The sequence below is a fragment of the Streptomyces cacaoi genome, assembly GCF_006539165.1.
Classification (GTDB): domain Bacteria; phylum Actinomycetota; class Actinomycetes; order Streptomycetales; family Streptomycetaceae; genus Streptomyces; species Streptomyces cacaoi.
This window is the reverse complement of record NZ_BJMM01000119.1, coordinates 1-5,356: the sequence shown is the minus strand read 5'-3', so window position 1 is coordinate 5,356 and position 5,356 is coordinate 1. Positions and strand designations below refer to the sequence as shown.

The following is a 5,356-nucleotide window of genomic DNA, read 5'->3' as shown; positions in this document are numbered from 1 at the left end:
ACTTCCTTCGAGACCGTTTCACCGGCCCCTCCGGGCGCTTCCCTTTCGGTGTTTTCCACCTTACCAGAATCTTATTTCGGCTCTTTTCCGAGTCCGAGTGACTCCGGCGCACGCGGTGTCCCCCGGAGCTTCGCCCGGGTTCCCGTTGCGGTGGAGATGTAAACGTACTGGAGCGGGGCGCCAGGAGGCAAATCGAGGCGCCCTCGCTCTCTGTCCGTCAGACCTCGACGACGACCGGGAGGATCATCGGGCGCCTCCGGTAGCTGTCCGAGACCCACTTGCCGACCGTGCGGCGCACCAGCTGCTGGAGCTGGTGGGTCTCCGCGACGCCGTCCTGCGCCGAGCGCGCCAGGGCCTCGTCGATCTTGGGGATCACCTGGGCGAAGTCCGCGTCGTCGATGCCCGAACCGCGGGACTGGACGTGCGGGCCGCCGACGATCTTCCCGGTGGTGCTGTCGACCACCACGAAGACCGAGATGATGCCCTCGTCCCCGAGGATGCGGCGGTCCTTCAGCGAGGACTCGGTGACGCCGCCCACGGAGAGTCCGTCGACATAGATGTAGCCGGCCTGGACCTTGCCGGAGATCTTGGCCCTGCCGTCGATCAGGTCGACGACGACTCCGTCCTCCGCGATGACGATGCGGTCCTGGGGTACGCCGGTCTGGGCTCCCAGTTCCGCGTTGGCGCGCAGGTGGCGCCATTCGCCGTGGACGGGCATCAGGTTCTTCGGCTGGCAGATGTTGTAGAAGTACAGCAGTTCGCCCGCCGAGGCGTGGCCCGAGACGTGCACCTTGGCGTTGCCCTTGTGCACCACGTTGGCGCCCCAGCGGGTCAGGCCGTTGATCACGCGGTAGACCGCGTTCTCGTTGCCCGGGATGAGGGACGAGGCCAGGATCACCGTGTCGCCCTGCACGATGCGGATCTGGTGATCGCGGTTGGCCATGCGGGAGAGCGCGGCCATGGGTTCGCCCTGGGAGCCGGTGCACACCAGGACGATCTCGTCGTCGGGCAGGTCGTCGAGCGTCTTGACGTCAACCACCAGTCCGGCCGGGACGCGCAGGTACCCGAGGTCGCGGGCGATGCCCATGTTGCGGACCATGGAACGGCCCACGAAGGCCACCCGGCGCCCGTGCTCGTGTGCCGCGTCCAGGATCTGCTGGATGCGGTGCACATGGCTGGCGAAGCTCGCCACGATGATGCGCTTCTGGGCGCTGGAGAAGACCTGCCGCAGGACTCCGGAGATGTCGCGCTCCGGCGGGACGAACCCGGGGACCTCGGCGTTGGTCGAGTCGCTCAGCAGCAGATCGATGCCCTCTTCGCCGAGCCGGGCGAAGGCCCGCAGGTCGGTGAGGCGGCCGTCGAGCGGCAGCTGGTCCATCTTGAAGTCGCCGGTGTGGACGACCATGCCGGCCGGGGTGCGGATGGCCACGGCGAGCGCGTCCGGGATGGAGTGGTTCACCGCGACGAACTCGCAGGAGAACGGGCCGATGCGCTCCTGGTGGCCCTCTTCGACCTCCAGGGTGTAGGGCCGGATGCGGTGCTCCTGGAGCTTGGCCTCGATGAGGGCCAGGGTCAGCTTGGAGCCGATCAGCGGGATGTCCGGCTTCTCGCGCAGCAGGTAGGGGACGCCGCCGATGTGGTCCTCGTGGCCGTGCGTGAGCACGATGCCGACGATGTCGTCGAGGCGGTCCCGGAGCGTGTGGAAGTCCGGGAGGATCAGATCGATCCCGGGCTGCTCCTCCTCGGGGAAGAGGACGCCGCAGTCGACGATCAGCAACCGGCCGCCGTACTCGAAGACGGTCATGTTGCGGCCGATCTCGCCGAGGCCGCCCAGCGGGGTGACCCGCAGGCCGCCCTCGGGAAGCTTCGGCGGGGGGCCGAGCTCGGGATGCGGATGACTCAAAAGACTCTCCTTACCACGCGCGCCACGCACCCGCCTGGGCACGTGGCGCGCGGTATTCAGATGCGTACGCGGTCGTACGTGTCGTGCTCGATGCGTCGAGGTTGTGCACTTGCTGCCGTCTTCCGGCGGTATGCAGTTGTGAAGTCTGTGACCTACAGATGTACCCCGCCGTGTGCGAGATCGTGCTTGAGCTGCTCGGTTTCCTCCGGCGACAGCTCGACCAGCGGGAGGCGCAGCGGCCCCGCGGGGAGCCCGAGGTGTCCGAGGGCTGCCTTGGTGGTGATGACTCCCTGGGTGCGGAACATGCCGGTGAACACCGGGAGCAGCTTCTGGTGGATCTCGGTGGCCTTGGCGACGTCGCCGCTCAGATGCGCCTCCAGCATGGCCCGCAGCTCCGGCGTGGCCAGATGTCCGACCACGGAGACATAGCCGATGGCGCCCACGGACAGCAGCGGCAGGTTCAGCATGTCGTCGCCGCTGTACCAGGCGAGTCCGCTGGTGGCGATGGCCCAGCTGGCGCGGCCGAGGTCGCCCTTGGCGTCCTTGTTCGCCACGATGCGCGGGTGCTCCGCGAGGCGGACGATCGTCTCGGTGTTGATCGGGACGCCGCTGCGGCCGGGGATGTCGTACAGCATCACCGGCAGCTCGGTGGCGTCGGCGATGGCGGTGAAGTGCCGGAACAGGCCCTCCTGCGGGGGCTTGCTGTAGTACGGCGTCACCGCGAGGAGGCCGTGCGCCCCGGCGTCCGCCGCGGCACGGGCGAGCTCCTTGCTGTGCTCGGTGTCGTTGGTGCCGGCGCCGGCCACGACGTGGGCGCGGTCCCCGACCGCCTCCACGACCGCCCTGACGAGCTGGGCTTTCTCCGCATCGCTGGTGGTCGGGGACTCACCGGTGGTGCCGTTGACGACGAGTCCGTCGTTGCCGGCGTCCACCAGATGGGCGGCGAGCTGCTGCGCGCCGTCGAGGTCGAGGGCGCCGTCCGCGGTGAACGGCGTGACCATCGCGGTCAGAACCCGCCCGAAGGGCGTCTGCGGTGTGGAGGTCGGAGCCATGAGGTCCACGCTACTCGCAGCGTGGCCCGAGCTGCGCGCTCGGGGCGGACTCGAGCCGGGGATCGACGGGTTTCCGGGGCCCGGGGCGCAAATGAAGGGGGCCCCGGCACTGTCTGCTCGGGGGTTCAGACAGTGCCGAGACCGCTTATTCACCCTAGATGAACTTCTGGAAACAGCGCAATACGGACACTTCGCACGCCCCCTTCGCCGGAAGGAGCCTCAGGGCGCCACACGGCCGTTGGCGTTGAACGCGGCGTAGGTGAGCGGCATCAGCTCGGCCCAGCGCTGCTCCATCAGCTCCCCGACCATCTCGATCTCGCGCTGCGGGAAGCTCGGGACCTTCGCCTGCTCGTGCTGGGTGCGCAGGCCGAGGAAGTGCATCAGGGAGCGGGCGTTGCACGTGGCGTACATCGAGGAGTACAGGCCGACGGGGAGGACGGCGCGCGCGACCTCGCGGGCGACGCCCGCCTCCAGCAGTTCCCCGTACCGGGCGTACGCCGTGCGGTAGGTGTCCTCCATCGCCTCGACCGTGAGCTTGTGCTGCTCCGGGGTGCCCTCGACGAACTCGTACTTGCCCGGGCGGCCCTGCTGGACGAGCTTGCGCGACTCGTCCGGGACGTAGAAGACGGGCTGGAGCTGGCGGTAGCGGCCCGACTCCTCGTTGTAGGACCAGCCGACGCGGTGGCGGTGGAACTCACGGAAGACGAACAGCGGGGCGCTGATGAAGAACGTCATCGAGTTGTGCTCGAAGGGGCTGCCGTGCCGGTCCCGCATCAGGTAGTTGATCAGGCCCTTGGAGCGCTCGGGGTCCTTCTTCAGCTCGTCCAGCGACTGTTCGCCGGCGGTGGAGACCCGGGCGGCCCAGAGCACATCGGTGTCGGCCGCGCTGTGCTTGACCAGCTCGACGGTCATGTCGCTGCGGAAACTCGGGGCGGGGCTGTCGGTCACCGGCGGGGTCCTTCCACGTACGTCTGCCAGGGCGCGCCCAGCCTACGGGCAGCCGCCGACAGCCCGGCCCGGCGACCGTGACCGCCAACTTGTCCTGTTTTGACGGGACAAAGGTGACTCGATCCCTTGATACGGGACCCCGGTGCGATTCGTCGTCGGGGCGGTTGATATTTTTCACATGCGACCGTCGAGATCGGGCACTCCTGCGTGAGCCCGGACGTTTCCCCATCAGCAGCCCAGAACAAGCACAGGAGCGTCAGCCATGAGCCGCGGAGAGGCCGTACCGTTCGCCTTCATAGCCGAGGCCGACCGGTTCCGCAGTAACGTCACCCCGCCGCCTCGCGCTCGCCGGACGTTTCGGCAGGTCGCCGGCAGCGCGCTGGTGGGGCTCACGATCGTCGCCGGGCTGGTGGGGTCCGTACTGGTCGGGCTCCCCGCGCTCAGCGCGGACCAGGACAGCCCCCGCAACGAGAATCCGGCGGCGGCGGAGCACCGCTGACGGAACACACGACGAGGCCCGGCCCCTCCGGTACCGACCCGGGGTGGCCGGGCCTCGTACGTCTCGCTACTCTCACGGCTCACACCTGTGACATGAGCTGCCGTGAGCGAGGTTCCTGCTGTGCCCCTGCCCTTCTTGACGGCCGACCGTGAGGCGGAAGTACTCGCTGCCCAGGCGGTGCCGCCCCCGCACGCCGACCGTGAGGAGTGGCGGCGTCCCTACCGGCCGGGGCCGTGGCGGGTCGGCGGTGGAGCGCTGCTGCTCCTGCTCGCCTCCTACGTCCTCTTCTCCTCGCTGATCATCGCGCTGGCCGGCGCCCCGGTCAGCGCTGTCGTGTGCGCCGTGCTCGGTGCGCTCCTCGTCGCCGCGGCGGTACGGCTGCTCCAGGCGGGCACGTGGGTGAGCGCGCACGGGGTGCGGCAGGTGCGGCTGTGGCGCACGAGCACGCTGCGGTGGCGGGAGGTGGAGTCCATACGGACGCTCCAGCAGCCGGTGAAGTGGCTGGGGCTGCCGCGGACGGTGCAGGGGCAGGCCGTGGTGCTCGACCGTACGGGCCGGACGTCGTCGAGCACGCGTGCGGTGCTGCTCACCGACCACAGCGCCGACTTCCTCGGCCGGCCGGGGTCGTTCGAGCGGGCCGCGGACGTCCTGGAGGCCTGGGCGGCCGAGTCCGGTCGCGCACACGGCTGAGCCCGCTCGTCGCGAGCGCGGGCGCGGGCGCGCGGGCTTCCGGGCCCGTTCAGGCCGGGGTGCCGGAAGCCGGTTCGTCGGAGGGCTCGGGCCCGGTGCGCCCGGGCCGCGCGCCCTGCTGCGCCTCCTTCGCCTGGAGGGCGATGGCGTGCTCCATGGTCTTGCGGGCGCGCGGGGTGTCCCGGGCGTCGTGGTAGGCGACGGCGAGGCGGAACCACACCCGCCAGTCGTCCGGCTGCTGCTCGGCCTCGGCCTTGCGGCGGG

General features: G+C 69.8%; 6 protein-coding genes. 2 read left to right on the top strand and 4 right to left on the bottom strand.

Features of this window, described 5'->3' with window-relative positions; translation table 11 throughout:
* Positions 1-217 precede the first annotated feature (217 nt).
* The 3 genes from SCA03_RS34290 to thyX all read right to left on the bottom strand — a co-directional run bounded on the left by SCA03_RS34290 (position 218) and on the right by thyX (position 3,867).
* Positions 218-1,903 (bottom strand): ribonuclease J, encoded by a 1,686-nt coding sequence (locus SCA03_RS34290; protein ID WP_030887410.1) that lies wholly within the window; start codon positions 1,901-1,903, stop codon positions 218-220.
* A 152-nt stretch (positions 1,904-2,055) separates the two neighbouring features.
* Positions 2,056-2,955, bottom strand: a complete 900-nt coding sequence (gene dapA, locus SCA03_RS34285; protein ID WP_086814478.1) for a 4-hydroxy-tetrahydrodipicolinate synthase — start codon at positions 2,953-2,955, stop codon at positions 2,056-2,058.
* Positions 2,956-3,174: 219 nt separating this feature from the next.
* A complete protein-coding gene (thyX, locus tag SCA03_RS34280; protein ID WP_249400607.1) occupies positions 3,175-3,867 on the bottom strand; it encodes an FAD-dependent thymidylate synthase in 693 nt (230 codons plus the stop codon).
* Between the two features lie 298 nt (positions 3,868-4,165).
* On the opposite strand from thyX, the gene SCA03_RS34275 reads away from it, so the two are divergent.
* Both SCA03_RS34275 and SCA03_RS34270 read left to right on the top strand, forming a co-directional pair.
* Positions 4,166-4,402 (top strand): hypothetical protein, encoded by a 237-nt coding sequence (locus SCA03_RS34275; protein ID WP_030887403.1) that lies wholly within the window; start codon positions 4,166-4,168, stop codon positions 4,400-4,402.
* Positions 4,403-4,522: 120 nt separating this feature from the next.
* Complete coding sequence (locus SCA03_RS34270) at positions 4,523-5,092, top strand: SCO5741 family PH domain-containing membrane protein (RefSeq protein WP_086814476.1); 570 nt, start codon at positions 4,523-4,525, stop codon at positions 5,090-5,092.
* Positions 5,093-5,141: 49 nt separating this feature from the next.
* On the opposite strand, the gene SCA03_RS34265 is transcribed toward SCA03_RS34270, so the two are convergent.
* Positions 5,142-5,356 (bottom strand): tetratricopeptide repeat protein (locus SCA03_RS34265; RefSeq protein ID WP_269145217.1); only part of this gene is annotated, 215 nt, incomplete at its 5' end.